The organism is Streptococcus sp. HMSC072D03 (assembly GCF_001812855.1).
Classification (GTDB): domain Bacteria; phylum Bacillota; class Bacilli; order Lactobacillales; family Streptococcaceae; genus Streptococcus; species Streptococcus salivarius_D.
The window spans coordinates 75,283-91,505 of sequence record NZ_KV810696.1; the positions used below are offsets into that span (position 1 = coordinate 75,283).

General features: G+C 41.7%; 10 protein-coding genes. All 10 read left to right on the forward strand.

Annotation, left to right across the window (positions count from 1 at the left end; all coding sequences use genetic code 11):
* Nucleotides 1-250 precede the first annotated feature (250 nt).
* The 10 genes from rimM (at nt 251) to HMPREF2877_RS09575 (ending at nt 16,051) form a co-directional block, all read left to right on the forward strand.
* Nucleotides 251-769: a ribosome maturation factor RimM gene (gene rimM / locus HMPREF2877_RS09525; protein WP_002884411.1), complete on the forward strand. Its 519-nt coding sequence runs from the start codon at nt 251-253 to the stop codon at nt 767-769.
* Nucleotides 759-1,478, forward strand: a complete 720-nt coding sequence (gene trmD / locus HMPREF2877_RS09530; RefSeq protein WP_002886864.1) for a tRNA (guanosine(37)-N1)-methyltransferase TrmD — start codon at nt 759-761, stop codon at nt 1,476-1,478. Before rimM ends, trmD begins: the two co-directional genes overlap by 11 nt.
* A 1-nt stretch (nt 1,479) precedes the next feature.
* Nucleotides 1,480-2,478 carry an NAD(P)/FAD-dependent oxidoreductase gene (locus HMPREF2877_RS09535; RefSeq protein WP_070579774.1) on the forward strand — a complete coding sequence of 333 codons (999 nt, stop codon included), beginning with the start codon at nt 1,480-1,482 and terminating at the stop codon, nt 2,476-2,478.
* Between the two features lie 82 nt (nt 2,479-2,560).
* A complete protein-coding gene (locus tag HMPREF2877_RS09540) occupies nt 2,561-4,975 on the forward strand; it encodes an FtsK/SpoIIIE family DNA translocase (RefSeq protein WP_070579776.1) in 2,415 nt (804 codons plus the stop codon).
* A gap of 213 nt (nt 4,976-5,188) precedes the next feature.
* Nucleotides 5,189-7,384, forward strand: a complete 2,196-nt coding sequence (gene pulA, locus HMPREF2877_RS09545; protein ID WP_070579781.1) for a type I pullulanase — start codon at nt 5,189-5,191, stop codon at nt 7,382-7,384.
* Nucleotides 7,385-7,553: 169 nt separating this feature from the next.
* The gene (glgB, locus tag HMPREF2877_RS09550; protein ID WP_002886869.1) at nt 7,554-9,434 is read left to right on the forward strand and encodes a 1,4-alpha-glucan branching protein GlgB; all 1,881 of its coding nucleotides are present in this window, start codon (nt 7,554-7,556) and stop codon (nt 9,432-9,434) included.
* A gap of 190 nt (nt 9,435-9,624) precedes the next feature.
* Nucleotides 9,625-10,767 carry a glucose-1-phosphate adenylyltransferase gene (locus tag HMPREF2877_RS09555; protein ID WP_002886870.1) on the forward strand — a complete coding sequence of 381 codons (1,143 nt, stop codon included), beginning with the start codon at nt 9,625-9,627 and terminating at the stop codon, nt 10,765-10,767.
* Entirely contained in the window at nt 10,757-11,893 is a 1,137-nt protein-coding gene (gene glgD / locus HMPREF2877_RS09560) for a glucose-1-phosphate adenylyltransferase subunit GlgD (protein WP_002886871.1), read from the forward strand. Before HMPREF2877_RS09555 ends, glgD begins: the two co-directional genes overlap by 11 nt.
* Nucleotides 11,890-13,320, forward strand: a complete 1,431-nt coding sequence (gene glgA, locus HMPREF2877_RS09565; RefSeq protein WP_014632836.1) for a glycogen synthase GlgA — start codon at nt 11,890-11,892, stop codon at nt 13,318-13,320. Before glgD ends, glgA begins: the two co-directional genes overlap by 4 nt.
* A 325-nt stretch (nt 13,321-13,645) precedes the next feature.
* A complete protein-coding gene (locus HMPREF2877_RS09575; RefSeq protein ID WP_049529303.1) occupies nt 13,646-16,051 on the forward strand; it encodes a glycogen/starch/alpha-glucan phosphorylase in 2,406 nt (801 codons plus the stop codon).
* The last annotated feature ends 172 nt before the right edge of the window (nt 16,052-16,223 follow it).

Consider the following 16,223-nt stretch of genomic DNA (forward strand, 5'->3'; position numbering starts at 1 on the left):
GTAACACGGGTTCGAATCCCGTACGGACTATAAGTACCAGCTAGAGAAAGCTGGTTTTTTTGTGTCCTTTTTGATAAAATAGAGGGGTTGACTGGCCTAGGTCAGACATTTTATACCACTTTAAAATCATAAATAACGAGACCTCGAGTCGAAGAAAAAACTTTGTTTTGTGATGGCTGTCATATGATGATAAGCCCTTGGTCGAGTCGTGGTTTTATTTGAATAAGAAAACAGATAATAAGGAAATGCAATGACATACTATAACGTTGGAAAGATTGTAAATACACAGGGCTTGCAGGGCGAACTTCGTGTTTTGTCTGTAACAGATTTTGCGGATGAACGTTTTAAGAAGAAGAGTGTCCTAGCCCTTTTTGATGACAAAGATAATTACATCATGGATGTCGAGATTGCGAGTCACCGTAAGCATAAGAACTTTGATATCGTTAAGTTTAAAGGGCTTTACCATATCAATGATGTAGAGAAGTATAAAGGCTGCAGTCTTAAGATTGCTGAGGAAAATCTAACAGACCTTGATGACGGTGAATTTTACTACCATGAAATCATTGGCCTTGATGTTTATGAAGGTGATACTTTGATTGGTCAGGTCAAAGAGATTCTTCAACCGGGTGCTAATGATGTTTGGGTGGTAAAACGTAAAGGCAAGAAAGACTTGCTCTTGCCATATATCCCACCTGTAGTTCTTGATGTTGATGTTGCAGCTGGCCGTATTGAGGTTGAGCTCATGGAAGGATTAGACGATGAAGATTGATATCTTGACCCTATTTCCAGATATGTTTGCTCCCTTAGAGCATTCCATTGTTGGTAAGGCAAAGGATAAGGGGCTTCTAGAAATCAACTATCACAATTTCCGTGAAAATGCGGAAAAGGCTCGTCATGTAGATGATGAACCTTATGGTGGCGGACAAGGCATGTTGCTACGTGCCCAGCCAATTTTTGACACCTTTGACAAGTTAAATGTCACTAAGCCTCGTGTTATCCTCCTAGATCCTGCGGGTCGTACCTTTGATCAGGCCTATGCAGAAGAATTGGCGCAAGAAGAGGAACTGGTCTTTATCTGTGGCCATTATGAGGGCTATGATGAGCGCATCAAAACTTTGGTGACAGACGAGATTTCCTTGGGAGACTTTGTCTTGACTGGGGGAGAGCTGGCTGCTATGACTATTGTAGATGCCACTGTCCGTTTGATTCCTGAGGTTTTAGGTAAGGAAGCTAGTCATAAGGATGATAGTTTCTCATCAGGGCTTTTGGAATTTCCACAGTACACTCGCCCAGCTGAGTTTCGTGGCATGAAGGTGCCAGATGTGCTCTTGTCAGGCCACCATGTCAATATTCGACGTTGGCGTATGGAGCAGAGTTTGCGTAAGACCTGGGAGCGTCGACCAGATCTTTTGGAAAACTATGACTTTACGGATGAAGAACGTCAGATTTTAGAAGAGATAAAAGCAGAAGGAAAATAAAATGTCAGAAGAAAAGATTTATGATATTACCATTATCGGTGGTGGACCAGTAGGACTTTGGGCTGCCTTTTATGCTGGACTACGTGGCATGACTGTTAATATTATTGAGAGTCTGTCAGAGCTTGGTGGACAGCCTGCCATCCTCTACCCTGAGAAGAAAATCTATGATATTCCAGCCTTTCCTCAAACAACAGGTGCGGAATTGACAGAAAACCTCTTGACTCAGCTTAAGCGTTTTGAAGATCGTGTCAGCATTCATTTGAAAGAGGAAGTTCAAACCTTTGAAAAGACCGATGGCATCTTCACAATTACTACTAGCAAGGGTCAACACTTGTCTAAGGCTATCGTCATTGCCTGTGGAAATGGTGCCTTCGCCCCACGTCCTTTAGGTGTGGACAATGAAGAAGATTATGCGGATAATAACTTGTTCTATAATGTGCATAGCCTGGACCAATTTGCTGGCAAGAAGGTTGTGATTGCTGGTGGTGGTGATTCAGCTGTTGACTGGGCCAATCACTTGGATGGTATTGCTGAGAGCGTGACCTTGATTCACCGCCGTGATGCCTTTCGTGCCCATGAGCATAGTGTAGAGCTTCTTCATCAATCATCAGTTAATGTGATGACACCGTATGTACCTCTTGAAATCAAGGGTGAAAATGGTCTTACCCAAAGTTTGACTGTTCAAAAAGTGAAGTCAGATGAAGTTGTGGAATTGCCGCTTGATGCCCTTATTGTTAGCTTTGGCTTCTCAACCAACAATAAAAACCTTCGTAACTGGAATGTTGACTTCAAGCGCTCTAGCGTTACGGTTAATGCTCAGTTTGAAACTTCACAAGAAGGTGTTTACGCTATCGGTGATGCAGCAGAATATGAAGGCAAGATTGACTTGATTGCTGTGGGAATGGGTGAAGCTCCTATCGCTATCAATCAAGCTATTCAATATATTGATCCAGATGGTAAGAATCGTCCGGTTCACTCAACATCGTTAATTGAAGAATAATGTCAAAAGAAGACTTTGTCTTCAAACTAAGGAGAGACTTGTCTCTCTTTTTTCATGTCTAAAAACGTGGTATAATACACCTATGGCTACAACGAAAAAAACGAAAAAAGGGGCGGCTTCTAAGAATGGTAAGAAGCGTCTTACAAAAGCAGAATTAGACAGACAGAAGGCGATTAAGCGAATGCTATGGACCTTCTTTTTTGCCTTTGTCTTAATTTTCCCAGTCTTTCGATTGGGTTTCTTTGGGGTTACCCTCTATAATATCTTTCGAGTATTTGTGGGGAGTATGGCTTACCCTTTAATTTTTGCTATCTATGTTTATCTCTTTGGCTTTAAATGGTTACGTAAACACAGTAACTATGTCACAGGATTTTGGATGGTCTTCGCGGGGCTCTTGTTGGAGTTTCATGCCTATCTCTTTAGTCTAGATCGTATGAGCGGTCTCGATATTTTCCCTGGTACCAAGGACTTGCTTTTTGGGGAACTTGTGAGTGTGCAAGTCGCTCGTTTTGCGGGTGGTGGTATGTTGGGGGCTCTCCTATACCAACCGATTTCCTTCCTCTTTTCAAATATCGGTAGCTTCATGATTGGGGTATTGATTATTCTCTTGGGTGCTTTCATTCTTAGCCCTTGGGATGTCTTGGATATCATGGAGTATGCTAAGGAAGCTTGGCAAAAAGGGGCTGAGAAGCGTTTGGAACGGACGGCTCAACGTCAGGAGAAGAAGGCAGAACGTCAGGCTCAGAAAGAACGTGAAGCAGAAGAACGTGCCGAGACCGAGCGTCTGGCTGATTTGACTGTTGACGAGGAGACGGGAGAAATCTTGGATGATGCCGCAGATGCCTTGCCACAAGAAGCTGAGATTTTTGCACCTGAACCTGAAATCAGTGATTATGCCTCTGAGGACTACTATGATAATCTGCCTCCAGAGGATTATGAGGATTTCCAAGAAGATTATGCACCTTATCCAGAGGATGTGCCAAGCGAGGAGTTTCCCCCATCTATGGTGGTTGAGGGAGATGATGCCCCTGTTGAGGTTGATTTCACGCCTAAGGAACTCCTGCAGTATAAATTACCTCATATAGATCTCTTTGCACCTGATAAGCCTAAGAGTCAATCTAAAGAGAAGAACATCGTTCGTAAGAATATTCGAATCTTAGAAGATACCTTCAAGAGTTTCAATATTGATGTCAAGGTTGAGCGGGCTGAAATTGGACCGTCAGTGACCAAGTATGAGGTCAAGCCTGCTGTTGGGGTCCGTGTCAATCGCATTTCAAATCTAGCAGATGACTTGGCTCTGGCTCTAGCTGCGAAAGATGTTCGTATTGAGGCACCTATTCCTGGAAAATCTTTGGTTGGTATCGAAGTGCCTAATTCAGAGATTGCAACGGTTTCTTTCCGTGAACTTTGGGAACAGTCCAAGACGGATCCTAATAAGCTCTTGGAGGTTCCCCTTGGTAAGGCGGTTGACGGTTCGGCTCGTAGCTTTGATTTGGGTCGGATGCCTCACTTACTAGTCGCTGGATCTACGGGTTCTGGTAAATCGGTTGCGGTTAACGGTATTATCTCTAGTATTCTTATGAAGGCTCGTCCTGATCAGGTGAAGTTCCTCATGGTCGATCCTAAGATGGTTGAACTTTCAGTTTACAATGATATTCCTCATCTCCTTATCCCTGTAGTGACCAACCCACGTAAGGCCGCCAAGGCTCTTCAAAAAGTGGTAGATGAGATGGAGAATCGTTACGAACTCTTTAGTAAGTTTGGCGTGCGTAACATTGCTGGCTACAATGCCAAGGTGGAAGACTGGAACGCTCAGTCGCAAGAAAAACAGATTCCTCTGCCTTTAATTGTGGTTATCGTTGATGAGTTGGCTGACTTGATGATGGTAGCCAGTAAGGAAGTGGAAGATGCCATCATTCGTCTGGGACAAAAAGCACGTGCTGCGGGAATTCACATGATTCTCGCCACTCAACGTCCATCGGTTGATGTTATCTCTGGTTTGATTAAGGCCAATGTGCCATCTCGTGTGGCTTTTGCGGTGTCTTCGGGAACAGATAGTCGTACCATTTTAGATGAAAATGGGGCAGAAAAGCTACTCGGACGTGGGGATATGCTTTTCAAACCGATTGATGAAAACCACCCTGTTCGTCTGCAAGGTTCCTTCATCTCTGACGATGACGTAGAACGTATTGTGACCTTTATCAAGGATCAGGCTTCAGCTGACTATGATGAGAGCTTTGATCCTGGTGAAGTTTCTGAAAATGATTTTGGTGGAGGTTCCTCTGCCAATGGTGGTAGCTCAGAAGGTGACCCACTCTTTGAAGAGGCCAAGGCTTTGGTCCTTGAAACACAAAAAGCAAGTGCTTCCATGATTCAACGTCGTCTGTCAGTTGGTTTCAACCGTGCCACTCGTTTGATGGAAGAGTTGGAAGAAGCAGGCGTTATCGGACCAGCTGAAGGTACCAAACCACGTAAGGTTTTGATGACTCAAGAATAATGGACTGGAAAGAGTCTCAAGCCTAGTTCTAAAGGAATTAAAATCGACAAAAGAAATGAGAAAAATGAGTGTTTTGCCATTTATTTTCTCATTCTTTTTTTATGTTCAAAATAGACCAAAAAATTGCAAAATATTCCATAAGAACGCTTACAAAACGAACATTTTCTGCTATAATAGGAGAAAAAGTGAGTAACAAAAACTAAGGAGTAAAAAATGGACAATTTATTAACCGTTCATTTTCATAGTATGCATGGCGACTATTCCAGATACAGTATGTGGAAGTGGCTAGATGGTTATTGGGGCGAAGAAGCCCATTTTTCACGTGAGGATGATTTTGGCCTTGTTGGTCAGGTTACTTCTCCCTCCAATCGTTTTATTGATTCTGTCAATCTTTTGGTCAAAACGGAAGACTGGTCGAGGCAAACACATGATTACCGTGTCCGACGCTTCCTAGGGGATGCTCCCAATGCTATTTGGATAGTTGAAGGTGATCCAACGGTTTATTATTCTAAACAGGCAGCCTTGACTAGCCATAGTTTTGAAGGTCGCGACCAGCATGCCTTTGATGTGGCTCTTCGTAGACAGGAATTTGATCAGAAGTGGGGCTTTCAAGGTTGGTTAGGTCATAAGTATGAAAAAGGGGCTACAGAGTTTCGCCTTTGGTCACCTCTAGCTCGTCGTGTACAGCTCTTACTTTTTAAAAAGGGCAGTAAAAAACCTAAGATCATTAAGATGAGCCGAGGAACCAGTGTCAATAAGGACCGTCATGAGATGAATACTCACGGTGTTTGGAGTACCACTGTCAAAAAGGATTTGGATGGGGTAGCCTACCAGTTTCGTGTGTATCATGAGGAAAGCTTCTATCAGGATACGAGAGATCCTTATAGTATCGCCCTTAGCTTAGATAATAAAAAAAGTTTGGTGGTCAATCCACAGCGACTTGTCCCAAGAGGGTATGAAAAGGTTACCAAGCAAAAAGCGAGCTGGCGTAAGGCAAATGCTTGCTCATCCGTTATCTGTGAAATGCACCTACGTGACTTCTCGATTTCAGAGACGTCTGGGGTTAAGAAGTCCTATAGAGGAACCTATCTAGGTGCCTGTCAGAAAGGAACTAAAAATGCCCATGGAGATGTGACTGGTTTTGATTACCTCAAACGTATGGGTTACAACTATGTCCAACTGCAACCAGTCTTTGATCACCATAAAACCTATGATAAAGATGGTAAGCTTCTCTACAACTGGGGCTATGATCCTGAGAATTACAATGTTCCGGACCGTCAGTTTGCTGCTGATCAGAAGAATCCTGTGGCACCGATTTTAGAGCTTAAGAGAATGATTCAGGCCTACCATGAGGCAGGAATTGGGGTCATCATGGATGTGGTATATAACCATACTTACTCTTCTTATAGCTCTCCGTTCCAACTATCTGTGCCGGCTTATTACTACCGTATGCATGACAATGGGTCTTTCCAAGATGGATCAGGCTGTGGAAATGAAACAGCCAGTGAAAAGGAAATGTACCGTAAGTATATGATTGATTCTTTGACCTATTGGGCAGAAGAATTTGGAGTGGATGGTTTCCGCTTTGACCTCATGGGCTTACATGATGTCGAAACGATGAAAGCCGTTCGTTCGGCTATGGATGATATTGATCCTAGGATTCTTCTTTATGGTGAAGGATGGGATATGGGAATTGAACTTCCTGTAGACCAAAAGGCCAAGAAGGATAATGCAGCCTTGATGCCTAGAATCGGATTTTTCAATGACAATGCGCGTGATGCGGTCAAGGGAGCAGAGGTCTATGGGCACATCAGTAATGGCTATGTGTCTGGAGCTCCATTGGAAGATCAGATTGCCAAGAGTCTGCTTGGTAGCCGTGGTTTTGTAAACTACCTCATGCCTGGTCAGGTCCTCAACTATATCGAAGCGCATGACAACTACAATTTGAATGATTTGATGCACCATTTGCATCCACATGATTCGCCAGAGGATATTGAAAAACGTATCTACTTGGCTAATGCCCTCAATCTGACTATGCAGGGGATGTGTTTCATGCAATTGGGACAAGAATTCCAGCGTAGTAAGATGGTTGCAACAGGTGAAGATGGAAATTACACGGAAGCGGATGTTAAGCGTGCCATGAATAGCTACAATGCCCCTGATGCTGTTAATCAGGTGGATTGGAATCAAGTGACTCTTAAGAAAGACTTGGTTGCTAAAGTTGCCAAATTAATTGAGCGTAAGCAAACCGTACAAGAATTTTCATATCGTTCATATGCAGATATTTACGATAATCTTTATGTCGCAAAAGCTGAGTATGATTCAGGTATTGTTGAATTACATATTTCTGGAAAATTACGTAAGACTTTTGTGTTCGATAATATGAAAAAAGATTTGGAGATTTACTGACAAGAATGTCAAAAAATGTTATAATACAGTAAACGCTTACATAAGTGGTTTTGTTTACTTGTAAGCCCTATCGGTCTGAAGGGTTTTCTAGTGTATTTACATATATTTCAATGTTTTAATTTCTTGATAGTTAGAACTATCAAGGCTAGTTTAAGAAAGGAGTGATGGTATGAATCTCGATGAAGCCATGTACACATTTGGAACAGGTGAGAACTTCCACCTTCAGAATTATTTGGGTGTGCATGAATTAGAGGGAGAAGAAGGTTTTATCTTCCGTGTGTGGGCCCCTCATGCTGAGCAGATTCAGGTAATTGGAGATTTCACAGGTTGGTTTGATGAACCTCTGGATATGACCAAAAACCATATCGGTGTTTGGGAGGCAACTTCAGCTCTCCCAGAGGAAGGACAACTCTATAAGTTCTTGGTGAAACGTAAGGGAGGTCAAGTCGTCGAAAAGATGGATCCTTTTGCGACTTACTTAGAGCCTCGTCCTGGAACAGGAGCTGTGATTCGTAAGAAGAAAACTAAGAAGTGGAAGGATGGCCTTTGGATGGGTCGTCGTAAACGCTTTGGTTTCCAAAAACGTCCGGTTAATATCTATGAAGCTCATGCATCATCTTGGAAACTAAAAGAGGATGGTCAACCTTATACTTTCAAAGAATTGAAAGAAGAGTTGATTCCATATTTGGTTGAGATGAACTATACCCACGTGGAATTCATGCCACTCATGGCTCATCCTCTTGGGATGAGTTGGGGTTACCAGCTTATGGGTTACTTTGCTTTTGAGCATACCTATGGCACACCAGAAGAATTTCAAGATTTCGTAGAAGCATGTCACCAGAATAATATCGGTGTCTTGGTAGACTGGGTCCCAGGTCACTATACACAGAATGACGATGCTTTGGCCTACTTCGATGGTACACCAACTTTCGAATATCAGGATCATGATCGAGCTCATAACTATCGTTGGGGCGCACTTAACTTTGACTTAGGAAAAAATCAAGTTCAGTCTTTCCTTATTTCAAGTGCTCTTTACTGGATTGAAAATTATCATATCGATGGTATCCGAGTGGATGCAGTATCTAACATGCTCTATTTGGACTATGATGAAGGTCCATGGATGCCTAACAAGGACGGTGGAAATCGTAACTTGGAAGGCTACGGCTTCCTTCAAAAACTCAATCGTGAAATTAAAAAACGCTATCCAGATGTTATGATGGTTGCGGAAGAATCAACTGCAGCAACGCCAATCACCCAACCGATTGAAGAAGGTGGTCTAGGTTTCGACTTCAAATGGAATATGGGTTGGATGAACGATATCCTCAAATTCTACGCAGAAGATCCAGTTTACCGTCAGTATGACTTCAATCTGATGACCTTCAGTTTCATGTATTGCTTCAATGAAAACTATGTTCTACCTTTCTCACATGATGAAGTGGTTCATGGTAAGAAGAGCATGATGCATAAGATGTGGGGTGACCGCTATAATCAATTTGCTGGTCTTCGTAACCTCTATGCTTACCAACTCTGTCACCCAGGTAAGAAATTGCTCTTTATGGGTTCTGAGTTTGGTCAATTCTTGGAGTGGAAGTTTGATTATCAACTCGAATGGGGTAATCTTGAAGATGAGATGAACCAGAAGATGCAGGCCTTTACTAGCCATATGAATGCTTTCTACAAGGACCATAAATCTCTCTGGCAGATTGATGATTCTTACGATGGTATTGAGATTATCGATGCGGATAACCGTGCTGAAAGTGTTCTTTCCTTCATTCGTAAAGATGATAAAGGCGATAAGGGTGACTTCCTCGTCTGTGTCTTCAACCTAGCTCCAGTGGAACGTCAAAACTTCACTATTGGATTGCCAGTAGCTGGTATCTACCAAGAAGTGCTTAACACTGAGATGGAAGAATTCGGTGGCGTTTGGAAAGAAGGAAATCCTGAAACCCGTACCCAAAAAGCGAAGTGGAAGGACTATGAAAATACCCTTAGCTTCACCCTACCTGCTCTAGGAGCAAGTATCTGGCGTGTAAAACGTCGTTTGAAATAAAGGGTAGACTTAAACGTGTACACGATTTGTTTTTCGGGGTGATAGATAGAAAATCACAATTCTAAGATGCTTTTGATTTTCGAACTGTTACTATTAGTGAAAAACTTACTTTAATTGTCATAATCAGTTTCGACTGATTATCTCGTCATCCTTTTTGGGATGAAACTAAAAATCATGAGGGGGACTATTCATGAAAAATGAAATGTTGGCTTTGATCCTTGCTGGTGGGCAAGGAACTCGTCTTGGAAAATTGACCCAAAGTATTGCCAAACCAGCTGTTCAGTTTGGTGGACGCTACCGTATCATTGACTTTGGTTTGTCAAACTGTGCCAATTCAGGGATTAACAATGTTGGTGTCATTACACAGTATCAACCACTTGCTTTGAACAACCATATCGGAAATGGTTCAAGTTGGGGCTTGGATGGTGTTAACTCTGGTGTATCAATTCTTCAACCTTACTCAGCTAGTGAAGGTAATCGTTGGTTTGAAGGTACCAGCCACGCTATTTACCAAAACATTGACTATATCGACAGCATCAATCCTGAATACGTTTTAATCTTGTCTGGTGACCATATTTACAAGATGGACTATGATGATATGCTCCAAGCACACAAAGACAACAACGCGAGTCTTACTGTAGCAGTTCTTGATGTACCACTTAAGGAAGCTAGCCGTTTCGGTATCATGAACACTGACGCTAATAACCGTATCGTCGAATTTGAAGAAAAACCTGAAAATCCTAAATCAACTAAGGCATCAATGGGTATTTACATCTTTGACTGGAAACGTCTTCGCAACATGTTGGTTTCAGCTGAAAAGAGTGCCGTTGATATGTCAGACTTTGGTAAGAACGTTATCCCAGCTTATCTTGAAACAGGTGAAAGCGTCTTTGCTTATGAATTTGAAGGCTATTGGAAAGACGTAGGTACCATCGAATCCCTTTGGGAAGCAAACATGGAGTACATTTCTCCTGAAAATGCCTTGGATAGTCGTAACCGTCAATGGAAAATTTACTCACGTAACGTGATTGCTCCACCAAACTTCTTTGGTGAACATGCCCATGTTGAGGATTCCCTTGTAGTCGACGGTTCAATAGTTGATGGAACTGTTAAACATTCTGTGCTTTCAACAAGTGCGCAAATCCGTGAAGGAGCAGTTGTTGAGGATTCAGTAATCATGAGTGGTGCAGTCATTGGTAAAGGTGCAAAAATTAAACGTGCTATTATCGGTGAAGGTGCACACATTTCTGAGGGTGTGGAAATTGACGGTACAGAAGAAGTGCAAGTCGTAGGATACAATGAAGTAGTGGGGGTACCAAAAGATGAAGATTGATAAATATTCTGCAATTCTAGGAAATACCGTAGGATTCCATGACATGGATGGTTTGACTGAGCACCGTCCTATTGCCACCCTACCATTTGGTGGAAAATATCGCCTCATCGACTTCCCATTGTCTAACTTGGCTAACGCTGGTATCCGTAGCGTCTTTGGTATCTTCCAAAACGAAAACATCAGTTCTGTTTTCGACCACATTCGTTCAGGTCGTGAGTGGGGCTTGTCAACACTCCTCAGCCACTACTACCTTGGTATTTATAACACTCCAGTTGAAAGTTCAACTGTTGATGAAGAATACTATCGTCAAATTTTGACTTACCTTAAACGTTCAGGTTCAGACCAAACGGTAGCGCTTAACAGTGATGTTTTGGTCAACATTGATCTTAACCAAGTTTTCCACCTCCACAATACAACAGAACAAAAAGTTACTGTGGTCTACAAAAAACTTCCTAAAGAACTCATTTCAGATGTAAACAGCATTTTGGAAATTGATGAATCTGACAAAGTGCTTAGCCATGAGCTCTTCCAGGGTGGAGATAAAGAAGCTTACAATATGTCTACAGACATCTTTGTTGTGGATACACCATTCTTGATTGCAAAATTGGAAGAAGAAGCAGCTAAAGAAGAACCACGTAAGCTTCGTTATGTACTTCGTGATTTGGCAGTTGCTGAAAATGCTTTTGCTTACGAGTACACTGGTTACCTTTCAAATATCCACTCAGTGAAAGCATACTTTGATGCTAACTTGGATATGTTGGAATCACACAAATTCTATAAACTTTTTGCACCAAACCAAAAAGTTTATACAAAAGTTAAAAATGAAGAGCCAACATACTATTCAGACTCTTCAGAAGTTAAGCTTTCACAATTTGCATCTGGTTCGATTGTACGAGGAAAAGTTGAGAACTCAGTGATTTCACGTAATGTTGATTTGTCTGAAGGTTCTAGTGTGAGCCATTCAATTCTCTTCCCACGTGTTAAAGTTGCCAAGGGCGCGACAGTTGAATACGCTATTGTGGATAAAGGTGTTGAAATTGCTGAAGGTGTTACGATTCGAGGTACAGAAAACAACCCAGTTGTCATCAAAAAAGGTAGCGTTGTAACAGAGGATATTGTACGATGAAAATTTTATTTGTAGCAGCAGAGGGTGCTCCTTTCGCTAAAACTGGCGGTTTGGGTGACGTTATCGGTGCTCTTCCTAAATCTCTAGTCAAAAATGGTCACGAAGTTGCCGTAATTCTCCCATATTATGATGTGGTTTCGGCTAAATTTGGCGATCAGGTTGAAGACCTTGGCTTCTTCTATACAAATGTTGGTTGGCGTCGTCAATATGTCGGCATCAAGAAAATCGTTCGCGATGGTGTGACTTTCTACTTCATTGATAATGAGCAGTATTTCAACCGTGGTACGGTATACGGTGAGTGGGACGATGGTGAGCGTTTCGGCTTCTTCCAAATGGCTGCCCTTGAGTTGATGGAAAAAGTGGACTTTATTCCAGATATTCTCCATGCTCATGACTACCACACAGGCATGATTCCATTCCTTCTTAAGGAAAAATACCATTGGATTCAAGCTTACCAAGGTATTAAGACAGTCTTCACTATCCACAATATTGAGTTCCAAGGTCAATTTGACAGTGGTATGCTTTGGGAAATCTTTGGTGTTGGTTACGAGCGTTATGCTGATGGTACCCTCCGTTGGAATGATTGCCTCAACTGGATGAAAGCAGCTGTTCTTTACGCAGACCGTGTCACAACAGTTTCACCATCATATGCTGGTGAAATCCAAACACCTGAATTTGGTAAAGGCCTTGATCAAATCATGCGCATGGAATCTGGTAAGTTATCTGGTATTGTTAATGGTATCGATACGGACCTCCTTGATCCAGAAACAGATACTCACATTCCTTATCATTTCTCAGTGGATGATTTGTCAGGTAAAGCCAAAGACAAGGCAGCTCTTCAAGATCGTGTTGGACTTCCAGTTCGTGAAGACGTTCCATTGATTGGTATTGTCTCTCGTTTGACTGACCAAAAAGGTTTCGATTTGGTGGTAAATGAACTTCACAACATCTTGCAACATGATGTTCAGATTGTTCTTTTGGGTACTGGTTATAGCGACTATGAGAATTCTTTCTCTTGGTTCGCTCATGCTTACCCAGAAAAAATGTCTGCCAACATTACTTTCAACTTAGAGTTGGCTCAACAAATTTATGCTGGTTGTGACATTTTCCTTATGCCTTCAGCCTTTGAACCATGTGGCCTCTCTCAAATGATGTCTATGCGCTATGGTACCTTGCCAGTGGTTAGTGAGGTTGGTGGTCTTCGTGACACCGTTGAACCTTACAACCCTGTGACAGGCTCAGGTACAGGCTTCTCATTTGGTAACTTCTCAGGTTACTGGATGGTTCAAACCCTTGAAAAAGCTCTCGATGTTTACGAAAACAACGCTGATGCTTGGAAACAACTCCAGCACAATGCGATGGCACGTGACTTCTCATGGGATACAGCAAGTTTGGCATATGTTGATTTGTACAAACAATTAGTATAATTCCAAAGATAACTTTTCTCGCAAGGGAAAAGTTATCTTCGTGTAAAGCGTTTGAAAACGCTTCTAAAATTATTTAGCCCCTAAGTTTTGCTTGGCAGAGATTATAGAGAAAGCGTCTAAAAGTCTGAATAGAAGAATAACTCTAATCGTGTTATAATATAATTGACTGTTTTGACAGTTTTGTAAATAAAGATTTTGAAATGTCTGTTTCGAATCTTGTCTGGCAAGGTTTGGAAGTTTGAGTAAAATTTCCAATTCCCTCTTATCTGAATAGATACCTGTAAGAAGTGTATTGAAGATAAGGAAGTAGTAAGAAAGGATTTCTATGCAACTCGAAAATTTAACAAAAGAACAATTCATCCGTGACTTTAAGGATACTCTCCATCAAGAGCAGTTGATTAAAGTTGCTAAGGCCACACCAACGGAGATTTTTACTGCCTTGGCTGGTTTGATCCGTAAATATTACACAAATACATGGATTGAACGTAACCATGCACTTTCAGACAATCAAGAAAAAATTGCTTACTACTTCTCGATTGAATTTCTTCCAGGTCGTATGTTGGAAACTAACCTTCTCAACCTTGGTATTCTTGACCTTGTTAAAGAGGGATTCGCAGAACTTGATATTGACTTCCGTGAAGTTGTAGAAGCTGAGCATGACATGGCACTTGGTAATGGTGGTCTTGGTCGTTTGGCTGCTGCCTTCATGGATTCACTTGCGACTACTGGTTATCCTGGTTTTGGTAACGGTCTTCGTTACCGCTATGGACTATTTAAACAACGTATTGTTGATGGTTACCAGGTGGAATTACCAGATGGTTGGTTTGGTTCTACAGGTAATGTTTGGGAAACACGTAAAGACCACGATATTGTCTATGTGAAACTCTTTGGTGATGTAGTTCTTGAAAGCAATGAAGATGGTCGCTTTGTCCCAACTTATAAGAATGCTCAAGTCCTTCGTGCCGTACCTTATGATGTGCCGCAAATTGGTTATAAAAATGGTGTGATTAACAATCTTCGCCTTTGGGATGTTGAAATTCCTGAAGAATATGAGTTGGATTACCCAACATTGGAAGCACGCCGTCGTGTGAAAGATATTACTGCCATTCTTTATCCAGATGATTCAACAATTGAAGGTAAAAAATTGCGTTTGGTTCAAGAGTACTTTATGACAAGTGCCGGTCTCCAAACAATCATCAAATCTTACCTCAAGATGGGCTTGCCATTGAAAGATATCCACGAAAAAGTATCTGTTCACATCAATGATACCCACCCTGCGGTTGCACCAGCTGAATTCATGCGTCTTCTCCTTGATGAATATGGTCTTTCATGGGAAGATGCTTGGAATGCGACTGTTAAGACTATGAGCTACACTAACCACACTATTCTTCAAGAAGCCCTTGAAAAATGGGATCAACAGCTCTTCAAACGTGTCCTTCCACGTGTTTACCAAATCATCTTGGAAATCGACAACCGTTACATTGCTGAAATGGCTGGACGTGGTATTGCTGCGGATGTTATCGAACGTACTCGTATCGTTAAGGATGGTCAAGTTCATATGGCTAACTTGGCTATCATCGGTGGTCACTCAGTTAACGGGGTTGCCAAACTTCATACCGAACTTCTTAAAGAAGATACACTTCACGATTTCTATACTATTTATCCTGAAAAATTCAATAACAAGACAAATGGTATCGTTCAACGTCGTTGGACACAAATTGCAGCTCCTGAACTTTCAGCAACCATTGATGACGTGATTGGTGATGGTTGGCGTAACGACATCCATGAGCTTGAAAATCTTACAACTTACTTGGATGACAAGGAAGTCTTGAACCAGTTCTATCAAGTTAAGAAGACTGCTAAACAACGTTTGGCAGACTACATCAAAGAAACAACAGGCGTAGAAGTGTCTACAGATGCTATCTTTGATGTTCAAGTGAAACGTCTTCACGCTTACAAACGTCAATTGCTTAACCTTCTCCACATCATCAAACTTTATTGGGATCTGAAAGATAATCCAGATAAAGACATGGTACCTCGTGTATTCATCTTTGGTGCCAAAGCTGCCCCTGGTTATCACTTCGCTAAATCTGTTATCAAACTTATCAACGAAGTTGCCAATCTTGTTAACAATGATGAAAGCCTCCAAGGAAAACTTAAAGTGGTCTTCCTTGAAAACTACCGTGTCAGCCTTGCGGAACTTATCATTCCAGCAGCAGATGTCTCTGAACAAATCTCATTGGCTTCTAAAGAAGCATCTGGTACCTCAAACATGAAATTCATGATGACTGGTGCTATTACCTTGGCAACACTTGACGGTGCCAACATTGAAATCAAGGACGAAGTAGGCGATGAGAATGTTGTTATCTTCGGTATGGACAAGGACGAAGTTTATGAACACTATGCACGTCACGATTACTACTCTCGTGCAGTTTATGAAAATAACACAGTCATTCGTCGTGTCGTCGATACTTTTGTTAACGGTACGATTCCAAATGCTCAAGCTGAAGGTACTGAAATTTACGAAGCCCTCATCACCCACAACGATGAGTACTTCCTCTTGGAAGACTTCGCTGCTTATGTAGAAGCTCAAGAGAAAATCGATGCACTTTATCGTGATCATGACAAGTGGGCACGTATGAGCTTGGCTAATATTGCTAAATCTCATAAATTCACTTCGGATGATACGATTACAGAGTATGCTAAAGAAATTTGGGAATTGAAAAAATAGGCGATAGCTTATGAATCACAAAAAAGATAGCGACTAGAAATGGTCGTTGTCTTTTATTTTTTTAAGAAGAGAGATGACTGAGACAGATAAGCAGCATTTAGAGTGTCTGTTACAGTAGGAGTTTGTCCCTAGCTTAATCCAAGCCCTTAAAACTTGCACTTACTTATCAAGA